The 23,161-nt window shown below is 40.7% G+C and carries 23 protein-coding genes and 1 pseudogene; 3 read left to right on the forward strand and 21 right to left on the reverse strand.

Annotated elements, in window-relative coordinates:
- Positions 1-158: 158 nt before the first annotated feature.
- From ruvB to remA, 5 genes and pseudogenes are all read right to left on the reverse strand, one after another.
- Positions 159-1,151, reverse strand: a pseudogene (ruvB, locus tag XEN7305_RS18810) (Holliday junction branch migration DNA helicase RuvB); the annotation flags it as partial.
- A gap of 240 nt (positions 1,152-1,391) precedes the next feature.
- Positions 1,392-2,006: a Uma2 family endonuclease gene (locus tag XEN7305_RS18815; protein WP_006511082.1), complete on the reverse strand. Its 615-nt coding sequence runs from the start codon at positions 2,004-2,006 to the stop codon at positions 1,392-1,394.
- 78 nt (positions 2,007-2,084) lie between these two features.
- The gene (locus tag XEN7305_RS18820; protein WP_006511083.1) at positions 2,085-2,942 is read right to left on the reverse strand and encodes a branched-chain amino acid ABC transporter permease; all 858 of its coding nucleotides are present in this window, start codon (positions 2,940-2,942) and stop codon (positions 2,085-2,087) included.
- Positions 2,943-3,048: 106 nt separating this feature from the next.
- On the reverse strand, positions 3,049-3,603 hold the full coding sequence (gmk, locus tag XEN7305_RS18825) for a guanylate kinase (RefSeq protein ID WP_006511084.1): 555 nt from the start codon (positions 3,601-3,603) through the stop codon (positions 3,049-3,051).
- A gap of 16 nt (positions 3,604-3,619) precedes the next feature.
- Positions 3,620-3,877 (reverse strand): extracellular matrix/biofilm regulator RemA, encoded by a 258-nt coding sequence (remA, locus tag XEN7305_RS18830; RefSeq protein ID WP_006511085.1) that lies wholly within the window; start codon positions 3,875-3,877, stop codon positions 3,620-3,622.
- Positions 3,878-4,069: 192 nt separating this feature from the next.
- On the opposite strand from remA, the gene XEN7305_RS18835 reads away from it, so the two are divergent.
- Positions 4,070-5,773: an NFACT family protein gene (locus XEN7305_RS18835; RefSeq protein WP_006511086.1), complete on the forward strand. Its 1,704-nt coding sequence runs from the start codon at positions 4,070-4,072 to the stop codon at positions 5,771-5,773.
- Positions 5,774-5,942: 169 nt separating this feature from the next.
- On the opposite strand, the gene XEN7305_RS18840 is transcribed toward XEN7305_RS18835, so the two are convergent.
- The 3 genes from XEN7305_RS18840 to XEN7305_RS18850 form a co-directional block, all read right to left on the reverse strand.
- On the reverse strand, positions 5,943-6,518 hold the full coding sequence (locus tag XEN7305_RS18840) for a DUF4126 domain-containing protein (RefSeq protein ID WP_006511087.1): 576 nt from the start codon (positions 6,516-6,518) through the stop codon (positions 5,943-5,945).
- A gap of 119 nt (positions 6,519-6,637) precedes the next feature.
- Complete coding sequence (locus tag XEN7305_RS18845; protein ID WP_006511088.1) at positions 6,638-7,564, reverse strand: amino acid ABC transporter substrate-binding protein; 927 nt, start codon at positions 7,562-7,564, stop codon at positions 6,638-6,640.
- Between the two features lie 171 nt (positions 7,565-7,735).
- On the reverse strand, positions 7,736-9,322 hold the full coding sequence (locus XEN7305_RS18850; protein WP_006511089.1) for an iron uptake porin: 1,587 nt from the start codon (positions 9,320-9,322) through the stop codon (positions 7,736-7,738).
- A gap of 345 nt (positions 9,323-9,667) precedes the next feature.
- Here XEN7305_RS18850 and XEN7305_RS18855 point away from each other — a divergent pair, with 345 nt between their 5' ends.
- Positions 9,668-9,997, forward strand: a complete 330-nt coding sequence (locus XEN7305_RS18855; protein ID WP_006511090.1) for a hypothetical protein — start codon at positions 9,668-9,670, stop codon at positions 9,995-9,997.
- 51 nt (positions 9,998-10,048) lie between these two features.
- Here XEN7305_RS18855 and XEN7305_RS18860 read toward each other — a convergent pair whose 3' ends face one another.
- From XEN7305_RS18860 to XEN7305_RS29140, 8 genes are all read right to left on the reverse strand, one after another.
- A complete protein-coding gene (locus tag XEN7305_RS18860; protein WP_006511091.1) occupies positions 10,049-11,881 on the reverse strand; it encodes a cyclic nucleotide-binding domain-containing protein in 1,833 nt (610 codons plus the stop codon).
- 64 nt (positions 11,882-11,945) lie between these two features.
- Positions 11,946-12,734 carry a phosphate ABC transporter ATP-binding protein PstB gene (pstB, locus tag XEN7305_RS18865; protein WP_006511092.1) on the reverse strand — a complete coding sequence of 263 codons (789 nt, stop codon included), beginning with the start codon at positions 12,732-12,734 and terminating at the stop codon, positions 11,946-11,948.
- Between the two features lie 10 nt (positions 12,735-12,744).
- Positions 12,745-13,668 carry a phosphate ABC transporter permease PstA gene (gene pstA / locus XEN7305_RS18870; protein WP_040898637.1) on the reverse strand — a complete coding sequence of 308 codons (924 nt, stop codon included), beginning with the start codon at positions 13,666-13,668 and terminating at the stop codon, positions 12,745-12,747.
- A gap of 17 nt (positions 13,669-13,685) precedes the next feature.
- Positions 13,686-14,615, reverse strand: a complete 930-nt coding sequence (pstC, locus tag XEN7305_RS18875; protein ID WP_006511094.1) for a phosphate ABC transporter permease subunit PstC — start codon at positions 14,613-14,615, stop codon at positions 13,686-13,688.
- A 138-nt stretch (positions 14,616-14,753) separates the two neighbouring features.
- Positions 14,754-15,713, reverse strand: coding sequence for a PstS family phosphate ABC transporter substrate-binding protein (locus XEN7305_RS18880; RefSeq protein WP_006511095.1), 960 nt, complete (start codon positions 15,711-15,713; stop codon positions 14,754-14,756).
- A 217-nt stretch (positions 15,714-15,930) separates the two neighbouring features.
- Positions 15,931-16,677 carry a winged helix-turn-helix domain-containing protein gene (locus tag XEN7305_RS18885; RefSeq protein ID WP_006511096.1) on the reverse strand — a complete coding sequence of 249 codons (747 nt, stop codon included), beginning with the start codon at positions 16,675-16,677 and terminating at the stop codon, positions 15,931-15,933.
- 99 nt (positions 16,678-16,776) lie between these two features.
- Positions 16,777-17,028 (reverse strand): hypothetical protein, encoded by a 252-nt coding sequence (locus XEN7305_RS18890; protein ID WP_006511097.1) that lies wholly within the window; start codon positions 17,026-17,028, stop codon positions 16,777-16,779.
- A 38-nt stretch (positions 17,029-17,066) separates the two neighbouring features.
- A complete protein-coding gene (locus tag XEN7305_RS29140) occupies positions 17,067-17,240 on the reverse strand; it encodes a hypothetical protein (RefSeq protein ID WP_006511098.1) in 174 nt (57 codons plus the stop codon).
- A gap of 653 nt (positions 17,241-17,893) precedes the next feature.
- Between XEN7305_RS29140 and XEN7305_RS18895 the strand changes: the two genes are divergently transcribed.
- Positions 17,894-18,115, forward strand: coding sequence for a hypothetical protein (locus XEN7305_RS18895; protein WP_006511099.1), 222 nt, complete (start codon positions 17,894-17,896; stop codon positions 18,113-18,115).
- 138 nt (positions 18,116-18,253) lie between these two features.
- On the opposite strand, the gene XEN7305_RS18900 is transcribed toward XEN7305_RS18895, so the two are convergent.
- The 5 genes from XEN7305_RS18900 to XEN7305_RS18920 form a co-directional block, all read right to left on the reverse strand.
- Positions 18,254-19,207, reverse strand: a complete 954-nt coding sequence (locus XEN7305_RS18900) for a bifunctional riboflavin kinase/FAD synthetase (protein WP_006511101.1) — start codon at positions 19,205-19,207, stop codon at positions 18,254-18,256.
- Positions 19,208-19,291: 84 nt separating this feature from the next.
- The gene (locus XEN7305_RS18905) at positions 19,292-20,557 is read right to left on the reverse strand and encodes an AGE family epimerase/isomerase (protein ID WP_006511102.1); all 1,266 of its coding nucleotides are present in this window, start codon (positions 20,555-20,557) and stop codon (positions 19,292-19,294) included.
- Between the two features lie 37 nt (positions 20,558-20,594).
- Complete coding sequence (locus XEN7305_RS29590; RefSeq protein ID WP_202951302.1) at positions 20,595-21,647, reverse strand: hypothetical protein; 1,053 nt, start codon at positions 21,645-21,647, stop codon at positions 20,595-20,597.
- Positions 21,648-21,775: 128 nt separating this feature from the next.
- Positions 21,776-22,066: a putative quinol monooxygenase gene (locus tag XEN7305_RS18915; RefSeq protein ID WP_006511104.1), complete on the reverse strand. Its 291-nt coding sequence runs from the start codon at positions 22,064-22,066 to the stop codon at positions 21,776-21,778.
- Positions 22,067-22,095: 29 nt separating this feature from the next.
- Complete coding sequence (locus tag XEN7305_RS18920) at positions 22,096-23,115, reverse strand: zinc-binding alcohol dehydrogenase family protein (RefSeq protein ID WP_006511105.1); 1,020 nt, start codon at positions 23,113-23,115, stop codon at positions 22,096-22,098.
- Positions 23,116-23,161: the final 46 nt, after the last annotated feature.

Here is a 23,161-nt window from a genome sequence, read left to right on the forward strand (position 1 = left end):
TAGAAGTAGTTTTATCCTTCTGCCCTCTCTCTTGGTGAGCGTCTCTTGGTAGACATTCCCTTGCGCCTTTCGGCGGCGCGGGCTTCTACCGCTTCCCTTGCGCCTGACGGCGGCGCGGGGTCTCATCGCTGCCCTCTGCCTTCAAGGGCGAAGCCCCGTTAAAAAAGGGTCTTTTGATAGCCCAAATGTTTATAGGCTGCTTCTGTGGCAATTCTGCCTCGATGAGTGCGGTTTAAATAACCGATTTGGAGAAGGTAAGGTTCATAGACTTCCTCAATGGTTTTAGAATCTTCTCCCGTCGCTGCGGCGATCGCCTCTAAGCCTACAGGGCCACCCTGAAATTGTTCGATCATCGTACTCAGAACTAATCTATCTGTCCAATCCAAACCACGCTCATCAACATCGAAGATTTCTAGAGCAGTTGCTGCTAATTCCAAATTGATCGCGGTAGCTTTTTCTACCTGAGCATAATCGCGAACTCTTCTAAACAAACGATTGGCAATACGAGGCGTACCTCGGGAACGGCGAGCAATCTCGGTTGCTCCATCTTCGGTCACAACGGTTTTAAAGATATCCGCAGTGCGTTTGACAATGATAGTCAGTTCGTCGATTTCATAAAAACGTAGTCTTTGAATTAGACCAAAGCGATCGCGTAGAGGGGAAGTTAGGGACCCAACTTTGGTCGTTGCCCCAATAAGGGTAAATTTCGGTAGGGAAATACTACGAGTTTTGGCAGCTTGACCCTTGCCAATCGTGATATCCAGACGATAATCTTCCATTGCTGGATAGAGTAATTCTTCCGTCATCCGATTCAACCGATGAATTTCGTCGATAAACAGAATATCTCCTGGCTTCAAGCCAATCAATAAACCTGTAATATCCCTTGGTCTTTCCAATGCCGGAGCTGCTGTGATTTTACAATCAACTCCCATCTCCGAAGCCAAAATTAGTGACATGGTGGTTTTCCCCAGTCCTGGAGGGCCATAGAGGAGGAGATGATCCAAAGATTCTTGCCGATCTTTAGCTGCTGCGATCGCAATATTGAGTATTTTCTTTAATTCTTTTTGCCCAATATATTCCGTTAAGGTCTGAGGGCGAATGCGCGCTTCTTGATTTTCTGTTTCTTCTGGGTTGTTGGCTGCCGAAACTAAACGAGATTCACCACTACTGTTGTGATTTAGGGGCTTTTCTGATTTTGGTGTTGTTTGATGAGACTTTGACTGAGTTTTTTGGTTTTTTTTGACAGTATCAGCAGATTTTTGATTTGGAGAAGATCGTTTAATTGCCATAGAGTTAATCTTTTGAAGGCAGAGGGCAGAGGGCAGAGGGCAGAGGGTAGTAGTTTGTTCTTTTCACGTTTTCAGGGTATTTGCTACTTTTTAATAAAAAATTTAGGCGTCTAAAATTTGCTTTGTAGTTAGCTTTAATTCGGGAAAAGTTTTAGATGTTATTATTTCTTCTTCTTGATAAGCTTTGAACTGATAAACCCCATTGTCGTCAAGTAGATAGACAAAAACTGTTGGAACTTTGGGATTGCCTAAGTAACTTCTACTAGCTATAGCTAAATAATCGACAATCCAATATTCGGAGATACCTAAACGCTGATATTCATCCAGTTTATCTATGTAATCATCTTCCCAATTAGTAGAGACTACTTCCACTGCTATTTGTAATGGTTCAAATAATGCTGAATAAGCAGTAGGATGAGAATCCCATATTTGACGCTCTACGACACTAACATCTGGATGGTGTCCTTGTTCAACTCCATCTTTCGTTTCGGTCGCAACTACAATTCTGCCAGATACCCAGTAATCTAATTTAAGGCGTTTAACTTCCGATTTAAAACTATCGGCGATAAATTCAGCGATTGTTTCATGTCTGCGAGTCGCTAGTTTTCTCATGATTTCCCCATTAACCAATTCGTAGCGTCCTGCCTTGTCGGGGATTTGTTCAAAGAATTGCGCTAAGGTCAGTTTTTGTTTGGGCTGATGGGTAGTTAGAGTCATCACAACACCTCAACTAAAGTATCATTATTATATCTGTTCAAACTCAATGTTTAATGGTCAATGCTTAATGGTCAATGTTCAAGATGTTCCTTTGAATAAACCTTGAGGACGAATCAAAAGAATTACCACCATGATAAATAAGGCAACCCCCAATTTATATTGCGAACCAAGAAAAGGAACACTGAGTTCTTGAGCAATTCCAATCGTTAAAGCTCCTGCGATCGCACCATAGGGATTCCCAATGCCTCCCAAAATAACCGAAGCAAACATGGGCAAAATTAGAAACCATCCCATATTTGGCCGCACAGTTGTAATCAAACCATACATTCCCCCAGAAACTGCTGTCAGCACTCCAGTAATAATCCAAGTCCAAAGTACTACCTGCTCGACATTAATTCCTGATACCCTGGCCAAATCAATATTGTCAGCAACTGCCCGCATTGCTTTCCCCATTTTGCTGTTTTGCAACAAAAAATGTAGCGCCAAGATAGCTGCGATCGCCAGAACAATGACAATTACGCGATAATAGGCAATTCTGAGATCACCAAATTCTAGAGCTTTCACTACTGGTAAATCATAGGATTGGTTACTACTTCCCCAAATCAGGAGAATCCCACTACGCAAAAAAAGAGCCAAGCCAATAGAAATAATAATCAAACTCGTATCCGAAGCCCTGCGATCGCGCATGGGTTTCCAGATTAAAAATTCTGAAAGCAGCATCATCGCGATCGTGCCGAGGGCCCCTAGCATCATTGCGAGCCAGATATTGACCCCATTAATATTCGCCAGCCAAGTAAAATAGGCTCCTAGGGTCATAAAATCGCCATGGGCAAAATTAGATAAGCGCAAAACGCCATAGGTCAAAGTCAGTCCGATCGCCGCCAGAGCCAGAATGCTACCGATTGTAAGGCCATTAAAAAGTAATTGAAGATCCATAGAGAAAAGGATGAAGGATGAGGGATGAGCGGTGCGACCCCGCGCCGCCGAAAGGCGCAAGGTAACGCGCACCAAGAGAGGGATGAGGAAAGTGATATTTCATCTCTCAATTATCAAAGATAACCTGAGCAACTTCATCGATTGCAGTTTTCAAATCTTGATTGACAATTCTGACTTCAAATTCTTCACTGGCGGCGATTTCTTCTTTTGCCCGGTGCAAACGCTTCTCGATGGCCGATTCAGGATCTTTGCCTCGTCGGCGAAGTCTTGCTTCGAGCTCTGCCATTGATGGCGGTAACAGAAAAATTTTTAGGGCATCAGGAAAAATCTCCGAAACGATTCTAGCTCCCACTAATTCTATTTCCAAGAGCACCCATTTTCCCCCATCAATTAATTCCTGAATATTGGTTTGCGGCGTCCCATAATAATTTCCCGCATATTCTGCCCATTCGAGGAATTCTCCCTCTACGATCGCCAACTGGAATTCATCCCGATTCAGAAAATAATAATCTCTGCCATCTATTTCCCCTGGGCGAGGTTTCCTAGTGGTGGCAGAGACAGAAAGATGAAGTTGCGAATATGTTTGAATGAGGGACCTGACTATAGTTCCTTTGCCAACACCGCTAGGCCCTGTGATAACAATTAATTTTCCTGATGCCATGAAAACTTGAGAGAATTTAGGTAGTACCCTCCTTATTTACCACAAAGCGGTGGGCAACGGTTTCTGGTTGAATAGCTGATAAGACTACATGGGACGAATCTGTAATGATGACAGCTCTAGTACGACGGCCATAGGTAGCATCTACCAGCTGTCCTTTTTCTCTAGCTTCGGTGATAATTCTTTTGATAGGAGCTGATTCAGGGCTGACTATAGCAATAATGCGATTAGCGGACACAATATTGCCGAATCCGATATTTATTAATTGAATATCCATAAGTATTGGGATGCCATTGTATAGGATCGAGGCGAGTTCGCAAATATAACCCTTATGTTATAGATAATAATCCTGCATTACAACCTTAAAAGTTATGAAGCAGCTATTTTTTTCGCAAATTTTAGCTTTTTTTCAGTTTTTTTCACAATTCTCTAAGCTTATTTGTTGTTTTATTGATAATTAATAATTTTTATGCAGCCTTTTGATTACACGAGTTTAATAGCAGTCCATGGCGAATTAATGAGGGATTGGCTGCCGGCAAGGGTAGAACAAGTGCATCAGCGCGATCGCTTTACCATCTACTTATCATTAAGAACTATTAAGAAACGTGGTTGGTTGAGTATTTCTTGGCATCCTGAAGCGGCCAGAGTTTGTATCGGTAAGGCTCCGCCAAAAGTTCGCGACACTTTTACCTTTAGTGATCAACTGCGACATCAATTTAAAGGCTTAGCCCTGACTGATATCAAGGCAATTGCACCTTGGGAGCGAGTATTAGATTTTCAGTTTGCTAAACGTCCTGGTGATCAGATCCTATGCCATCTCTATGTTGAGATTATGGGTAAATATAGCAATGTGATTCTCACTGATGCCAACCAACAGATTATTGCGCCTGCCCGTCAAATTAATGCGAGTCAATCTAGTGTCCGCCCGATTCAAACAGGAAAACCCTACGAACTGCCACCTTCTTTGACAGGAGCTGTCCCTAAACCAGAAGAATCTCTTGAGCTTTGGCAAGAACGTGTAGCTTTAATTCCCGGCCAACTACAACGCCAATTGCTCAAAGCTTATCGAGGGATTAGCCCCAGAATCGCGATCGAAATTGTTACCGATTCTGGACTTGCTCCAGAAAAATCAACAGATAGCTTAAGCGAATCTGATTGGCAAAATTTATTTATCTCTTGGCAAAAATGGTTAGCAATGCAATCTAAGGGAGAATTTTCTCCAGGAAAAACCGACACAGGTTATACAGTTTTAGGGTTTGTCAAAAATCAGCCAGCAGAAAGTTTACAGGCTTTGATTGATAACTACTATCAGAATCAGTTAAATCAACAAGAGTTTCGCCAACTGCATCATCAACTGACCCAGAAAATTACTAATATCGTCAAAAAATGCGATCGCAAAGCCACTACTTTTCGCGATCGCTTACAAGAATCGACAGGGGCGGAAAACTATCGCCAACAAGCAGATTTGTTAATGGCCCATCTGCATCTTTGGAAACCAGGAATGCGATCGATAACCTTAGAAGATTTTGCCACAGGGGAACCGATTAAAATCAAGCTCAACCCGGAAAAAAACGCGGTGCAAAATGCCCAATATTTATATAAAAATCATCAAAAACTTAAACGAGCCCAGGATGCAGTCCTTCCGCTATTACAAGAAGTCGAATCAGAAATTAATTATCTACAGCAAATCAAAACTTCTTTGAGCCAAATTGCCAACTATAGCAACCCAGAAGATCTAGACGCCCTAGTAGAAATTCGCGAGGAATTAATCGAACAAAATTATTTAAAAACCGATCGACCTCTGACTAAAGTTCAAGATGACTCCCAACCCCATCGTTATCAAACTCCTTCGGGATATCAATTATGGGTCGGCAGAAACAATCGGCAAAATGATCGCCTAACTTTTCGAACGGCCAATGATTATGATCTTTGGTTTCATACCCAAGAAATTCCTGGAAGTCACGTTTTACTGCGCCTAGAACCTGGAGAAGTTGCCCAAGAAGCGGATCTCCAATTTGCTGCTAATATTGCAGCTTATTATTCCCAGGCTAGAGAGAGCGATGTCGTGCCCGTAATTTATACCAAACCTAAACATGTTTATAAACCAAAAGGAGCCAAACCGGGCATGGCAATTTATAAACATGAAACTGTCATCTGGGGTAAACCGAGATGAGGGATGAGGGATAAGGGATGAGGGATGAGGAATGAGGAATGAGGGATGAGGGATGAGGAATGAGGAATGAGGAATGAGGGATGAGGGATGAGGGATGAGGGATGAGGGATGAGGGATGAGGTCGCTGTTTTTGGTAATGCTGGGGGCAGTATTCAATCAATCAATAATCTCAAATATCTTTTCTCTTCAACCAAGATGGTGAACTATATATAAGTTTAATAACAGTTAATATTATAAGGCTAACAACTAGGGTTGCTGTCCAAAGAGGGAAAGTCAAACCTAAAATGGATAAGGAGATAGACCCTATCGATTCGATAGTAGCAACCATAAAATTTCCGATTCCTCCCGTAAGACCTGTAGAGGCTAATCTGGTCAAACTTGCCAAGGAACCCATTATCCCGGCTGTCCCGCCACCAGCGACCACCGCAATAGTCCATTGCAATACTGGATCTGTATGCCCTAAGGTAGCAGCGGTTATAACTGTGCCAATACCTACAGCTATCGGTATTTGAACTGTATCTAATAGGTTATCTACTAGGGGAATATAATAAGCTAGAATTTCTAGAATGGTGGCAATTCCCAGTGCGAAGGCAGCTTCTGTGGTGCCTAACCATTCAAACCCCGATGATAGGGGGATATGCCCATATATAGCTGCCAAACTCATAGCCAAAGGTGGGATGAAAACGCGAAAACCACAAGCGGCACTGAGCGTTATTCCTAAGCAAAGAGCAATAAGAATTTCCATTTTGTCTTAAAATTTAGTTTCCACGTTATTTTACTGTCGATGTCAAGCCGATTTATCGGCAATTTTAGTCTGAAAGAATCGGCGATTTTGTATGGGAGTTGGCATGAGAATCCTAACTTCTATAATTCATCAACAGGTATTTCTTCTTTAAAATCAACAATAAGTTGCATATTTTCGATCATTAATTCTCGCAGATCTTCAGTCAGGGGAACTATGCCTTGAAACCCAAACCAGCGATCAAACAAAACCAAAGAGTTGATGTCATCTGCTAGGAAACTTTGCATAAAACGAATCAAAGTGTAATTAACATTATTGAGAAACTGTGAATTGTTTTCAGGAATCATACAGGCAATTCCTTCTTTGGAATAGTAGCCAAGTATCGCAAACTCTTCAGCATGATTGGTAATTTGGAGCCAGCTTTCGAAGAGAATGCCATCCCCAGCAAAAGCATCGATTTCCCCTTTTTCCAGAGCTAGATAACCGGAAGCGCGATCGCCAACTGTCACTATTTCTGCGCCCGGTTCTGCTTTCCTAATCGCTAGCTCATTGGTGGTTCCTTGTAAAACGCCAATTTTTTTACCGGCTAGAGATTGTGAAAGGTTTAAATAATCATCCTGTTTGACTAACAGTCTGGTTCCTGTGATGCCATAGCTAACAGAAAAATCAATTTTTTGATCTCTTTTCCAAGTAAAACTGCTAGCATCGCAAACAATATCCACTTTATGATCAACTAATTGAGGGATTCTATCCTTCGGTTGGAGAGCAACCAATTTTAATTCAATTTCCCGACCCAATTCTTTTTCTAATTGTTGATGAATTAGAGTAAGCATATCCACGGAATAACCCACCAACTCGTCTTTGTCATCAGCATAAGCAAAAGGAAGTGCATCTTTACTAGTTCCTGCGGTTAAAACTCCTGTTCTTGCCACTTTCTCCATCACTGTCTCGGCTGTAGCAATTTGTGTTGAGACAACTGCACTCAGAAGAGTAATACCATACACTAACAGTTTAGTAACTCCGGTGTACTGATGATTGTAACCTAGCATAATTGCACTTCTTTCTCTTTCTTCAATTTATCAGTTTCGATTATGAGACTAGTTCTTCTAATTTTGAGATAAATCAACCAAATGAATTAAAGATTATTTGTCAAAAAAAGAGACGCTTGGATAAACGTCTCTACTTTAGTCTTTTAAATTTGGAGTAATCTTGCTTGTTGTCTAGAACTTGAAGGTAGTTCTGATTAGACCAACCCACACAGCATCATTATCGCTATCACTATTAGGGTTAGTTACAACATAAGCACCAGGTGTGACAATAATATTCTTATTGACGGGGAATTTATACAACGCCTCGATAAGTAAAGAAGTATCTTCATCTTCGACAATATTGTCTCCTGCAGTTAGTTGAGGAGTCATACCTACTCCAATCCCAGCAACCGCACCTTCCTTACCTAGATCGGGGAAAGCCACGTTAGCATTCCAAGTCCAAATACCAGCAGTCCCGTTACCTTCTTTATTCGTCGCACTAGCATAACCACCCCAAGCGGCAAAGGCAACTCGTTCTCCCAGCTGATAATTACCACCTAAACCAATATGGTGAGAAGAGGTATCTACTCTACCAAAAGGGCGCTTGGCATTACCACTTGTTGTACTACCACCAAAGTTAACATCATCTCCAGTTTGGAAAGAGCGAACATAGGCAACATTAAGATCAAGTTTCTCAAAAGGGGAAACTACAAACTGAGCACTTGCGGCATAGGAACCATTGAATAAACCTTCACCTTGGGATGGATCTGCACCATCACCATTGTTAGTCAAATAGGCGGCGTTAAATTTAATGGAATCAGTCAGCTTAATGTTAGCTCCAGCACCCACACCAGCAGTGGTACGGAAAATCAGAGGGTTACGACGACCAAAGCGGGATAGTGCTCCAGTGCCACTACTTGCGAAATAGGGGTTACCCGTCTCCAATACGTTGTGATTGCCTAGGGAATTAGCACCCAGCCAAACCCTAACTTTGTCCCCCGCAGGAAAACGATAGGTCAAATCGTCGAGTTCAAGATTATTTCCAGTATTGGCATCAAATCCAACCCGAGTTGAATCGGTTCCTGTAATATCAGAGCGGAAACTAGAAATATTACCTGCTTGAAGGCGGGTCCGTAAACGATCTTTTCCGGTAAAAGAGCTATCGAAGTTTAAACGAACACGATCGCTGAAGGTTACTTGAGAATTAATGTCATCTCCAAAGGACTGCCCAAGAGCGAAGATAACTTCTCCTTTCAGTTTAGTTGTGGTTGAGAATTGGTGATCTTCAAGAAAGGCTACGCGTCCTTCTAGGCTATCAACTCGACCGCCAAGAGTCGCCAATTCGGCCTCGAACTCTTGGAGTAGTCTATTGATAGTCTCGATGTCTTCTCTTAGCACAGCTTCAGAAGAAGCAATGAGTCGTTCGATTTGGTTTAGGCAAGCGTTTAAACCTGCGGCAAATTCGTAACGACTTAAGGCTTGATTGCCTTTATAAGTTTGATCGGGATAGCCGACGATACAGCCGTAGCGGTCTACGAGACTACGTAATGCTTCATAAGCCCAGTCTGCGGGGGAAACGTCTCTTAATTGATTAACATTAGTTACCTGAGACAAGCCATGGTTTTCCGCTTTGTTGTAGTGATCGATTTGCTCTAAAGTCGCATCGACAGAAGATTCATTGCTCGCCACAGTTTGAGCCATAGCTGCATTAGTTGCAACCACAGAACTCACGAGAACAGCTGGCGCAGCTTTTAATGCGCCCCAAAATAGCTTGGACATAATTTAATTGATTCTCACACCAAATGTTTAATTTTTTCTGGAATAACCAAATTCTTGACAGAATAAGCTTTTCAAGATAGTTTATTGATAAAGTTTTTCATTTATCCTGTTCCAGTATAATACAAACCAGGAAAATTACAACTGTCTATGCACAGATTCTTCTTAAAGTCTGTAATTAATGTAACGAAAAGGATGTAAGCCGTTGATTAAAGTTTACTACCCAATGTTAGGGTGTTTTTCTAATATGAGAGTAAAGTTTGGGTAAGCTTTTGGTTAAGGGAGTCAAAAATTCATTTTGAAGTGCAAAGCAAACTCTTAATTTATTGTTCATAATTTTGAAGATCAATGAGTAGAAAACGCAGAAGAAGAGGTCGTAAAAATCCTGTTCGTCGCATTTTTGCCTTTATAAGTAAATTGATCCGCAATCTTTTTGATCCTGCGATCGCCCCAAAGCAAAAAAGAAAACGCAGAAGACGAAGAAGAAGCAAGAAGCCAAATCTGATTAGTCCTATCTTGGCAATGGGAAATAAATTTTTCAGTGATCGACAACAACCTGCGCTTAACTCGGAAAAAAAACCTCCCAAGCAAATCAAAAAACGCAAATTAAGAGGTAAAGCCAAGCTAGAAATCAGATCCCATGGTCGAGATGTAAAAATAACGAGAATTCAAAAATAGACCTCTTGCAATCTTTACTTCTTGGTACTACAGTCAAGTGGTGTATTTTACTTAGATTAAAACGCTTTTGATGACGATAATCGATAGAAAACCCAATAAGGTTGATAACCCAACAATTGAACCGCCTTTAGCATAGGCTTCGGGTAGCATGGTTTCGGAGATGACAGTTAACATCGCTCCTGCGGCCATTGATTCAAGGAAGGAAATAACCCATTCGGGAACATCGGAAAATAGGAGGCTGCCGAAAGCGGATAAAACTCCAGTTATCAGCATCAGTGATGTCCACATCATTAAAATGCGGGGAATTGAAAATCCCTGTTGTTTCATTCCTTGGGAACTGGAGAGAGCCTCGGGATAGTTGGAAAGCAATAATCCTGCCATTAAAGAGGGACTAATGGGATTGGTGACAATATGGGCCCCAATGGTGAGAGCCTCTGGGATGCCATCCATTAATAAACCTAACCAGATTGCCATGGGTGCTTCCTTATGCTCTGCCATCATGGAGTTAATTCTTGATGCGGAAGGAATCAATTCTCCTGCATCCATGCTTTTGAGAGCTTGTTGTATCCAATGGGTTGCTTTGGTAGCATCAAAATTCTGTCTGGTTTGGAGGTAGTCTTTGAGTTTGGGTTGTTCGACAAAGGTTTTAACGCTCGCTTCGAGACGGGGAGAGCTTTGCAGCATTTCCTCAAAATCTTGGATTCTCAGGGTCCAAAGCTTAACCTCAGTTTTTGCGATCGCAGTTACCGTATGATTGGCTTCTGTGACCAAAGACATTTCCCCAAAAGGCTCTTGGGTGCTTAAGACCAAAGGTGCTCTTTGCAAATGGCGGGGAAAGATAATTTCCACTTCTCCTTGGTGAATAATATAAAGGCGATCGCTAAAGTCTCCAGGCTGGAAAAATACTTTACCATCAGGATAAGAGCTGTAAATTAAACGCTCGGCAATTTCTTCTAATTCTTCTTCAGTTAAATAACTAAAAACTGGAAAACGACGAATCTTGCGAGCTAACTGCAAAAACTCAGCCTGTTTCTGGATTACTTTGACCGCTGGGGGGATTTTTCTGGATTCTCGAAGAGTTGTGAGAGCAAAATCTACCCAGTCTTTGATTTGCGCCACCCTTAGCTCATGTCTTTGATGAAGATAATCTTTAATGGCTTCTTTTTGTAAGGTCTGCTCGGTTCGCTCAAGCATTTCTGGCGAGGTTTCCAGTAATTGTTCAAAATCAGCCCGAGGTAGAATTTCTAGTTGACAATCTTCTTTGGCGATCGCGATCGTTTGATGGGGACTATTGGTCAAAAACGAATATTGACCAAAAATTTCATTAGCACTTACGACATTAAAAGGTTTTAGATCTGCCTGGGGATCTAATAATTCCACAGTACCTTTTTTTACTATATAGAGACTTTGACTAGGATCTCCCTGACGATAGATGGTTTTCCCCTTAGGGTAACTAGCAACTAATAAAAATTGGGCAATTTCTTTTCTGAGAGCTTGAGAAAGATTACAAAACAAATCAATGCTGATTAAGCAACTGTAACTTTGAGTAAAACGACGTCGTTCCTGTTGAGTTAGATGAGCTAGGGTTGTTGACGGTTTACGCAAAAACCCCCCAGAATTATTAACCAACTGGTTGATGTAGGTAAAAAATAAACTACCAATTATCGAGCCAATTACCAATTCAATAATATGTCCCTTTTCTAGAGCACTACCAACTAGATCAATCACTAAAGCTGCGAGTAGTGCTCCGCCACCAAAAGCCATTAAAAAGGCTAATGCTCGATTTTTGGGATTCCAGACCAGGGTAGTCAAGGAACCTAGAGGCATAGAACAAGCACTAACCATGCCTGCGATTAAAGCATTGAGCCAAACAGATTGAAACATTTTCTTCGAAGGCAGAGGGCAGATGGTAATTAACTTATAACTTATAGCTTATTTTGCCGCGACGCTAACCGATTCTACCACTGATATAATCTTCCGTCTCTTTGCGAATAGGTTGTTCAAAGATGTCTTTAGTCCTACCAAATTCGACTAATTCCCCTAAATACATAAAAGCAGTGTAGTCAGAAAAACGGGCAGCTTGTTGCATACTATGGGTCACAATCAGAATTGTAACTTTTTCTTTGAGCCGGGCAATTAGTTCTTCGATACTGGCCGTCGCGATCGGATCTAGTGCCGAAGTGGGCTCATCAAATAAAACTATTTCCGGATCAGCAACTAGCGCACGGGCAATACATAAACGCTGTTGTTGACCCCCGGAAAGATCATAGGCTGATTCATTAAGGCGGTCTTTTACTTCATTCCAGAGAGCAGCATCTTTTAAGGAGCTTTCTATCTTTTCATCAATAAGGCGACGATTTTTTTCTCCTCTAACTCTTAAGCCATAGGCGATGTTTTCGTAAATCGACTTAGGAAAGGGATTTGGTTTCTGAAACACCATACTAATTCTCATTCGTACTTCGATGGGATCAACTTTGCGACTAAGAATATTTGTATCTGAATCGATCCAAATAGAACCTTCGTAGCGATTGCCTGGATACAAATCATGCATTCGATTAAAGCATCGTAACAAAGTTGTTTTACCACAGCCAGAAGGGCCAATCAGAGACGTAACCTTTTTCTCTGGCACGATCATATTAATTTGCTTTAGTGCATGAAAAGAGCTGTAATAAAAATTCAGATCGGCTGCTTCTGCTTTGGGAATCACTGTCGTGGGGTCAAAGGTTTGGTTTTCCATGATTATTTTTTTACCATTTAATATTTTTTCTCAGTTGATAGCGCAGCCAAATCGCGATCGCATTCATACCCAAAGTCATCACTACTAAAACAGTCCCAGCAGCTGCCGCGTTAATGGCAAAAGCAGCTTGAGGGCGGGAAACCCAGTTAAACATCTGAATTGGCATGACGGTAAACGGGGAATTTATCCAAGCGAAGGAAATAAAGGGAAAATCACCGCTAATCGGTGGCTCAGGAAGAAAGGCAATAAAGGCTAAGGCTCCTATAGTAATAAGTGGGGCAGTTTGTCCAACTGCTCTTGACAAGCCAATAATGATACCAGTCAAGATGCTGCCAAAAGAATAGGGTAAAATATGATCCCAAACTGTCTGCCATTTACTAGCCCCTAAAGCATAGGCTGCTTCTCTAAGGCTGTTCGGCACGGCACGAATTGCTTCTCTGGTTGTCACAATCACTACTGGCAAAATTAGTAATGCTAAGGTTAATCCTGCAGTAAGAATGCTTTGCCCCAGGTGAAATCTATAAATGAATAATCCTAATGCCAAAAGACCATAAACAATCGAAGGAACACCAGCTAAATTAGTCACATTAATCTCAATGAGATCTGCTAACCAGTTTTTTTTCGCATACTCTTCTAAATAAATTCCCGCAGCAACTCCGAGGGGAACCGCAGCCATTGCTGTAACGAACATAACTAAACTCGTCCCTATCCAGGCGGAATAGATACCTGCCTTTTCGGGTTTACGACTGGGAAAGGAAGTGAAAAAATCAGGGCTAATTCTCTCTGCCCCCTCGACTGCCATTTGAATGGTTAAGCTTAGCAAAACTAGGATTGCGATCATAATTATCACAATGCCCAACAGAGCAAAGCCATGGTTTAGCAGTTTACGACGATTGATATCAGCTCGTAGCTTTTTAAGATTTACTTGAGTCATATTTACGCCCATACCCACTAGTAAATTTCTCGATATTTCTTTGCTAGAAAATGACCGACAATGTTGAGGATTAAAGTCATTAGTACCAAGGTTAAGCCTGCAACAAAGATAGTTTTATACTCCAAAGTTCCATGGGGCAAATCACCTAAACTAGCTTGGGCAATAAACGCTGTGATGGTTGCTGCTTGTTCAAAGGGATTAAGGGTTAAGTTGGGTTTTTGCCCTGCGGCCACTGCCACAATCATTGTTTCACCTACGGCACGAGAAATTCCTAAAATATAGGAAGAACTAATACCAGAAATTGCTGCGGGGAAAATAACTTTTAATGATGTTTGTAATTTAGTTGCGCCCATAGCATAGGAGCCTTCTTTTAAGGCCAAAGGCACAGCTCGCATCGCATCCTCACTAATAGAACTGATATAGGGAATAATCATCAAACCCATAACCAGTCCCGCACTCAACATATTAAACCCAGGTAATTTCGGAAAAATCTTTTGCAACCAAGGTGTGACGTAGAGTAAGGCAAAAAAGCCATAAACTACGGTGGGAATTGCCGCCAATAATTCTAGAGCGGGTTTAGCTATTTCACGAAACTTGGGGGAAGCAAATTCACTGAGATAAATTGCGGCGATCGTCCCCATGGGAACAGCAATACATAAGGCTACCGCTGAGGTAACGAAAGTTCCCGACAGCAAAGACATAATGCCGTAATGTTTATCTAAAAATAGGGGTGTCCATCGTCTGTCTGTCAAAAAATTGATGAGGGGAACTTCTTGAAAAAACTCCACCGATTCGTTAATTAGAATATAAAGGATACCTATTGTAGTGGCAACAGAAGAAAGTGCCGCAATGAATAAAATGACTTCAATAATTTTTTCACGAATTATTCTGGCTGTCTTGAGCTTATAGGTTGTTGCGCGAGTTGATTTTATTGCTTGTTGCGCCATGAATTAAGAATTTACTAATTAAGGATTTACTAATAGAGATAAAAGAATAGGACTAATCTTCTGCAATCTTCAACTCTGATTAAGACGAAGAGGGCAGTCGTAACAACTGCCCCGAAATAATGAGTTTACTCTCAACTTCTAAAGAGAACTTTTGAGAACTTCCATCGAGCTATTGTAAGAAAGTCCACTGCCACTGGCAGCCAAAGGCACTGAACCAGTCTCAGGAACCAACTCTTCAGCATTTTCTAAATAAAACTGCACAAATTCAGCAACTTCAGGCTTGTCTAAAGAAGCCTTATTGACGTAAATGAAGATAGGACGAGAAAGTGGAGTATAAGTGCCATCAATTACAGTTTCAGAAGTAGGATATACTGCTCCATCGCCACTATCAATCCCTAGGGCTTTGATTTTATCTTGATTTTCAAAATAGTAAGACAGACCAAAATAACCCATAGCTCCTTGACCACCAGCTACACCTTGAACCAAGACATTATCGTCTTCGCTAGGAGTGTAATCAGCACGGCTAGCACCCGATTCGCCGTTAATTTTTTTGGTGAAATAATCAAAAGTCCCAGAGTCAGCACCAGGGCCATAAAGTTCTAGTTTCGTATCACCCCAACTAGGATCGACTTGACCCCAGGTTGTGACTGTACCGTCGGCTTCGGGAGCCCAAATTGCATTCAACTGCTCAGTAGTAATAGTCGAAACAGGGTTATCTTTGTTAACCACAACTGCGATCGCATCATAGGCGACTGGAATCTCGATATATTCAATTCCTGCCGCCGCACAAGTTTCTTTTTCTTTATCTTTGATCGGTCGAGAGGCGTTGGAGATGTCTGTGCGGACAGAATCGTCAGTAGAACAAAACTTCTTGAAACCGCCACCTGTTCCTGAGATCCCGACAGTAACCTGGGTAGCTCCTCTGTTGGTAATTTGATATTCTTCAGCTACTGCTTCTGTAATGGGATATACAGTACTAGAGCCATCAATTTTAATAGTTTTGCTTTGAGAATTTACTGTAGGTACAATTAACGCCATGGTCGTGGCAACAGCAGCAAATAGACCTACTGCTTGAATTCCCTTTTGTTTATAATTCATCGATTTTAGCTAAATTTTACCGAATTACTTTGATCTATAAAATCAAATTTTTACTGTCTAAGTAATAATAGTGAAATATCTTTAGCTTCAGTTAAATATTAGGTTAAGAAGAAGTAATTGAAAGGTCAAGTAACAATTTTTGTAAGTAGATACCAGCAAAAAGCATTTCTTACTTATTACTTATTACTTATTACTTCCCCGTAGCGGCACTAGTTTCTTATTCAAAACGATAGCCAAAACCACGAACCGTGATGATATATTCAGGATTGCTCGGATCTAATTCCAGCTTTTCTCTTAACCAACGAATATGAACGTCAACTGTTTTGGTATCACCCAGAAAATCAGCTCCCCAAACCTGGTCTATTAACTGTTCCCTTGAGTACACTCGACGAGGGTAGCTCATAAATAGCTCTAGGAGGCGAAACTCCTTGGGAGATAAATTAACTTCCTGGCCTCGAACTACAACTCGGCATTCTTGGGAAAATAAACTGATATCTCGGTATTTTTGAACAGGGCTTTGAGATGATTGTTCATTGTATCGATGTCTTCTCAATAAAGCGCGACAGCGAGCCACAAGCTCTCTCATGCTAAATGGTTTGCTGAGGTAATCATCCGCCCCAACTTCTAAACCCAAAACCCGATCTGTTTCACTACCTTTAGCACTAATAACTAAGATTGGGGTGATATTCCCCTGATATCGTAGTAAACGGCAAATATCCAGACCATTAACTTCTGGCAGCATTAGATCTAAAACGATTAAATGAGGGTCAAATTCAGAGTTGCTATTTTGCAGTAAGTTTAAAGCAGCTCTTCCGTTACTGGTTGTTTGCACTTCGTAACCCTCCTCTTCTAGAGCAATCTTAACCATCTCTCTAATTAGTTCTTCGTCCTCCACTAGCAGAATGCGGCTTTGGGGAGTCAATTCCGATTTCAAGGAATTGTGGGAAACATCTAAAGACAACATAGGCTCATTTGTTTAGTCACTCTATATCCTACATATACAACAAAATTGCCACATTTTTCTTGCTCTCAAATTTTCGTCGAACTCACCTTGACAAATTGCTTACCATTTAAGTGTGGCGGCATCCTTTCCCTGTTCGCGACGAATTTTACCGTCTTTTTCAAACCAAGCAATAATTTGTTTATGAGTTAACTCTTCTATGGGAATTTTCAGCTCTCCCGAGATGATTTGCAATAGTCTAAGGGAAGAAATAGTTAGACGAGTGAGAAACTTTTCTGAAGAGTCTAGCAATGCTGCATCGATATCACCTGATTCTTCGGTTGAGAGAAACTGCATGGAAGAAGATTGTTGCATCGAAAATAATCCTTTACTAAATCATTGTTGACTTAGTCTTACTCTAAAGGCTTTTCCTTTAATTTTTGGTAAATTATTTTATCTTGTAGTTTTTCTTTTTTAAGTTCTAGTTTCAAAATTTCGACTTGCAGCAGCTGTGACTTGGTTTGATAAGTCACTATCAGATCATCGATTTCTGCTAATTGATCCTTAATATTGTTTTTTTTGAACATATTATCCTTCTGGTGTATATTAGAAACTTTTTGACCAGGCCTCGCTCTTTAGGACTGTCCTCAAAGGCAAAGCTCTGGCTTTTATCTAGCTATGTTTTTCTTTAGAATTTCGAGTTCATTGACATTGGTTCATTAGCAAAATAAGCACAAGTTCCAATAGTAGAAGCTAGAAGCCATCCCAAAATCAAAACAGTAATTAATGTAGTCACGATATCCCTTCCCTCAAATGAAAATAGCAATTAATTTCACCTGTACAACTTAGTTATTCTGTCAAGTATTGTCAACAATTATTAACAGAAACCAGCAATTGTTACATAACGCAATAAAATTATCAGATTAAATATACAATGGTAATAACCGCTGTTTAAAATATTTCTCTATGACAAAAGGCTTTGCAATTGCCCATGTCGCTACAATTCACCTTGGCATTTATGATAAAAATTTTCTAGCAACTGCTGAATTATGAGAAGCTATGTTAAGCAAATAGTTTTTGAGTAATATAAAAGTATTGCGGGAAAAGATGACATAATTGTCGAGACTTAAATTTTTATGTCTTTGACCAATAATTCTTAATATTGACTTTAGATTTGTCGAACTATTCTCTACACTAGACTTATAAAAATCACTCCTGAATCTAGGGGGGAAGAATAATCATGAGTCCTTCACTACTGCGTAAGGTCTGGACTGTTATCGAAAATACCCAGACGTCTGTTCTTTTAGAATTAAGCGATCGCGACTTAATCAAACAACTACTATCCCAGTTGTCAATCCAGCAACCTCTAAGCCAGGAAGAAAGCAATCTTCTGGATACTTATTTACATGGCAGAATACCTTTAATTCGGGACTTGGCTAATTCCAGCCAACCTTGCATGTAGTCCAGCGAAGACATCGATAATAGGTGAGCTTGATCAAAATTCCCTAGTGCCGCTTCGCGGAAGTAATAAGTAATAAGTAATAAGTAATGAGTAATAAGTCTTGATACATCGGCTTTTTGCTCTTCGTTGATAGATAGCTTATTTACGCCCGCGTTCACTAGCATCTTGACAATCTGAACTAATTTGTTGCTTTAAAGCTTCTAAAGAGGAGAATTTTTGTTCAGGCCGCAGGAATCTTTGCAGACTAACGGTTAAAGTTTTATCGTACAAGTCACCAGCCCAGTTTAGGAGATGGACTTCTACTGTGGCATTGTTTCCATCAACTGTGGGACGACAGCCGATATTCATGACGCCTCGAAGGGCAAAATTTTCCCAGGAAACATTGACAACATAAACACCATAACAAGGCAGGAATTTATCAACGGGCAATTGTAGATTAGCAGTGGGAAATCCGATTGTTCTGCCAAGTTGCTGTCCTTTGACAACTTTGCCAATTAGATTGTAGGGACGACCCAACATAAAGTTAGCTTGTTCGATTGCGCCATGGGTAAGTGCTTGTCGGATCAAAGAACTGCTAATACGCACTGGCTGTTGCTTATGGTCATGAAACTTTCGTAGGTTATTTATATTGACTTTAATGTCAAACTTGGCGGCAATATTTTGTAAATCGATCGCGGTTCCTTTTCTTTGACAACCAAAGCGAAAATCTTCTCCAATACTTATTTGTCTAGCTTGTAATTGGTTAACTAGAATTTCTTCGACAAATTGTTGGGGTGCAAGACCTGCTAGTTTTTGATCAAATGGCAGCAAGACTAATTGTTGGAAGCCCAGACTTCCTAAATATTGCGCTTTTTCTTCAATTGGCGTCAGTAATTTAATCTTATTGCCGGTAAAGAATTCTTTGGGATGGGGATAAAAACTAACCAGAGTCGGATAGGCGTCGCGATCGCCAGAACTATCTTGATCTGTGAAATTATATTGGTCTAATATTGGTTGCAATACAACTCTATGCCCTTGATGTATGCCATCAAAATTACCAAGGGCGATCGCAGTTGGTTTCTTTACTGTATCGGTTGAAGTTGTAATCCACACGCTTTACATTCTGACATAATTCGCATATTTAGTATATTGTTCATCCCCATCTTTTTTCTGGTTCCTTAACTCAAAGAAGCGCGATCACTCAACCAGTCCTTGTTCATATAACTGCAAAGCGTGAACATACATGCCGATTACATGGTATCCAGCTTTCCAAATATGTCCCTTGAGATGCTCATCGTTGGGCAATCTAGGATCTATCGGCTCACTAAACCAGCCTCCATATTCTGAATCCAGAAAATATTTTTGGACAAATTGAAGAGTCTGTTGATATTGTGGCCAGAGATCTTGGCGATCGTGGAAGCTTGCATATTGCATAACAGCTCTAATGAATTCACTTTGTCCCCACCAAACCTTGTCTGAGTTAGATATTTGTCCTGAATAAGAGCTACGATTGAATATCCCACCCTGCTCATGGTCATAACCATTTTGGAGCCCAAAGTTTAGCAAACGCCCTCCAATATCAAGATAATGTTCGGGGAATCCTTTTTCCGCCACGGCACGACTCAAAAAGAAAGCCCATTCAACCTGATGTCCAATATCTACATATCCACCTTCTTCTATCTTTAACGGCTTCCAGTTAGCATCGAAGGCTTCCGGCAAATAACCATCTTCTTGCTGATAAAGCTGGTCAAAAATAAAATCTGCTAAGAGTCGGGCATTCTCTAAAATCTGATTATCTTTGGTCACATCGTGGAGAACTAGCAGCGCCTCAAAGGTATGCATCATGTGATTTTGCGTCCAAGAATCCTCTGGTCTTTTGTTGGGGAAAGTCTTAATGTCAGCCCATAAATCAAGTTGCAATGCTGTAGTCATAGCGGCATCAAGATAGGGCTCATAACCAGTTACACGATGGGCATGGGAAAGACCAAAGATTGCAAAGGCGTAGCCATAGGGGCTCTCCGTCTCATCGATCAACTCTCCTTCTGGCGAAACACTCCAATACCATTCACCTTCATCCTTTCGAAAATTTGCTAGGAGGAAATCGGCTCCTTTTTTAACGGCATCTAAATATTTTTGATTTTGAGTAATTTGGTATCCTTCTGCCATGACGTACAACAGGCGAGATTGAGATACTAGTGTGGCTGTTTGTTCTGCCGCAGGCTGCCACTGGCGGTTGAGGGTTACGCGAAAAAAACCATTGTTCGTGATTGCTGAATTCAACCAGTGAGATAAATTATCTTCAACTAGGCTTTGTTGGAACCATTTTTCATCAATATCATATTTGGTTGTAATACTATTACTGCCATCTGATGGGATTTGGGCTGTGGCTGAGGTTAAGCAGATACCTTGGCTAAGAGTATAAAAACTAAAAGATAATAATAGTGATAATCCCTGTTTCAACATTGGAAAATATTTAGTATATATATTGAACGAGTGCAATTTAATTATCCTCCACTGAATTTTCGGGCAGGACACTCACAATAGATTTTACTTTCTTGCCATCCGACCAAGTTCCCATGCAAAAGCACAAGTCATCTGCTCTTTTTTCACCTCGAATAACTTGATCCAGCGCCGACCAAATATAACGCCAATTGAGATTGTCCTCCGTCCCCACACCCCCGAAGATCGATTTTGCCATCCAATTTGGTAAAAAATATGTGTAAACAGTTGCTTGCATGTGATCTGCCGACATATATGGGGAGCCATGTTTATCAGTACAAGATGTATATAATCGCTTTTGCTGAGAATTTATGTAATGAAACATTTGCTTCCAGTCCTTGAGTTTAACGATTGAATCTGAATCACCATGTAAAATTGCGACTGGAACATTGAGCTGACAACCCGTATTTTGGATTCTTACTGTATTTTTCAACAGGCCAAAACGATTGACAAAAAAACGAATCGGTTGAGGAATATTTGAATCAGACGATGGGATAGGATCTACTGCCAGTACTTGTTGAGGTTTGAGCTGGGCTGGAGTTGAGTCTAACACCTTGTCAGTATAGTAGTCCCAACTTAGAGCTTGTAGTCCTCCTAAGGAATGGCCAAATAGGTAAGAATGAACCTGTTTGTCTAAAAGGCCATTACATGTGTAGGCATCTTTGACACTTGCGATCGCATTGGTCATCCACCCTTCGGCATTTATGGGGCAGGGATTAAGAATCGCTTGGTAGATTTCTGCAATATTGCTCCAGAATTTCCATTGGACTTGGCAAAAACCAGACTGATAAACTGGATAAAAAACATAGAATCCTTGTTTCACAAGATGTTGTAAATGACTTTCATAGATTTCCGAGGCTCCCAGTGCAAAACCATGTAGATAGATTACAGCTTTTTTATACCCCTGCTGATCTGAATAGAGATTTTGAGGTGTCAATACTTTGATATAGTTGCCTTGCCGACATTTGCCACTGACTTGAGCCTGATATTGGGGAGAAATATATCGAATACAAAAGTCTGGTTTTGCAGGGGGAACTGGTTGAGGACGAAACATAATCATAAAAAGGAAGGATTGACTTAATTCAACCTCTGATTTTAAGCATAAAGTGAGTGATTTCAGCTTCAGTTTCTCATTAACAGCTATAAATATATAAAACAATCAAATGTCTTATTGCCACGAGACTAAGCTATTCTCTTCATTTCATTTAAAGTAAACTCTTCAACGGCTCCCTCGGTCGCAATCATATAATCTTTTAGATGCTGGTTGTTCATATGTGTCTGCCAAAGTTCACGAGATTCCCAATTTTCGTAGAACAGAAAATGTGCTGGATTTTCATTGTCCTGATGCAAATCGTATTGCAGGCAGCCTTTCTCAGCACGAGTAATATCGATCAGTTTTTCAAGCTCTGTTTTTACAAGATCGATTTTGTCTGATTTGGCTTTGATGTGGGCAACGATAGTTAGTCTTGACATGATTTTCTCCTTATTTTGATTTTTAAAAATTAATTCCATTCGGCGAGAACAATTTTGCCAATAGTTCTACCCTTTTCAAGACGTTGATGAACATCTCGGAGGTTTTTCGCATTGATCGGTTTGATTACATCATTACAAGTAGAAATGATTACACCATTTTCAATTAGTTGACTCAATTCATTAAGTAAATTACTTTGTTCTGCCATATCTGCTGTTTGATACATTGAGCGAGTGAACATAAATTCCCAAACAAAGCTAGCACTCTTGCTTTTTAAAATATTCATGTCCAACGGTTGTTGATTTTCCACAATAGAACAGATTTTGCCTTGGGGTGCGATCGCGTTTGTCATAGCTTGCCAATGACCATCGGTATCATTTAAGCAAAGAATATAATCGACATTTTGATAACCAATTTTTTCAATCTCGTCTGCCAAATTATTGCGATGGTTGACCACTTGATCAGCACCAAGATTTTGACACCAGGCGATCGTTTCGGGACGAGAAGCCGTAGCAATCACATTTAGTTTGGCAAGCTTTTTCGCCAGTTGAATGGCAACAGAACCAACTCCCCCAGCACCGTTGATAATTAAAATTGATTTGCCAGCATCTGCTCCTGTTTTATCAATATTCAATCTTTCAAACAGAGCTTCCCAGGCAGTGATACTAGTAAGAGGTAAAGCTGCGGCCTGGGCAAAATCTAAATTCTGAGGTTTGCGACCGACAATCCGCTCATCTATCAACTGAAATTCGCTGTTGCTTCCAGGACGAGTGATATCTCCAGCATAGTAAACTTCATCTTCCGGTTTAAATTCTGTTACTTCTGCGCCAACTTCCACTACGATACCTGCTGCGTCCCAACCAAGAATGCGGGGTTCGGATTCAACCTTATCTTGAGGCGTGCGGACTTTGGTATCTACAGGGTTAACAGAAAGAGCTTTTATCTGGACTAATAAATCTTTGCCTTTGGGTATGGGTTTGGGGATTTCGACATCCAACAAACTATTTTCATCATCAATGGGTAAATATTGAGTTAAACCTACTGCTTTCATGAATTTTACCTCCAAAAATTGTAAATATCTTTTAGCTATGACCTAT

Source organism: Xenococcus sp. PCC 7305, from assembly GCF_000332055.1.
Taxonomy (GTDB): Bacteria; Cyanobacteriota; Cyanobacteriia; order Cyanobacteriales; family Xenococcaceae; genus Xenococcus.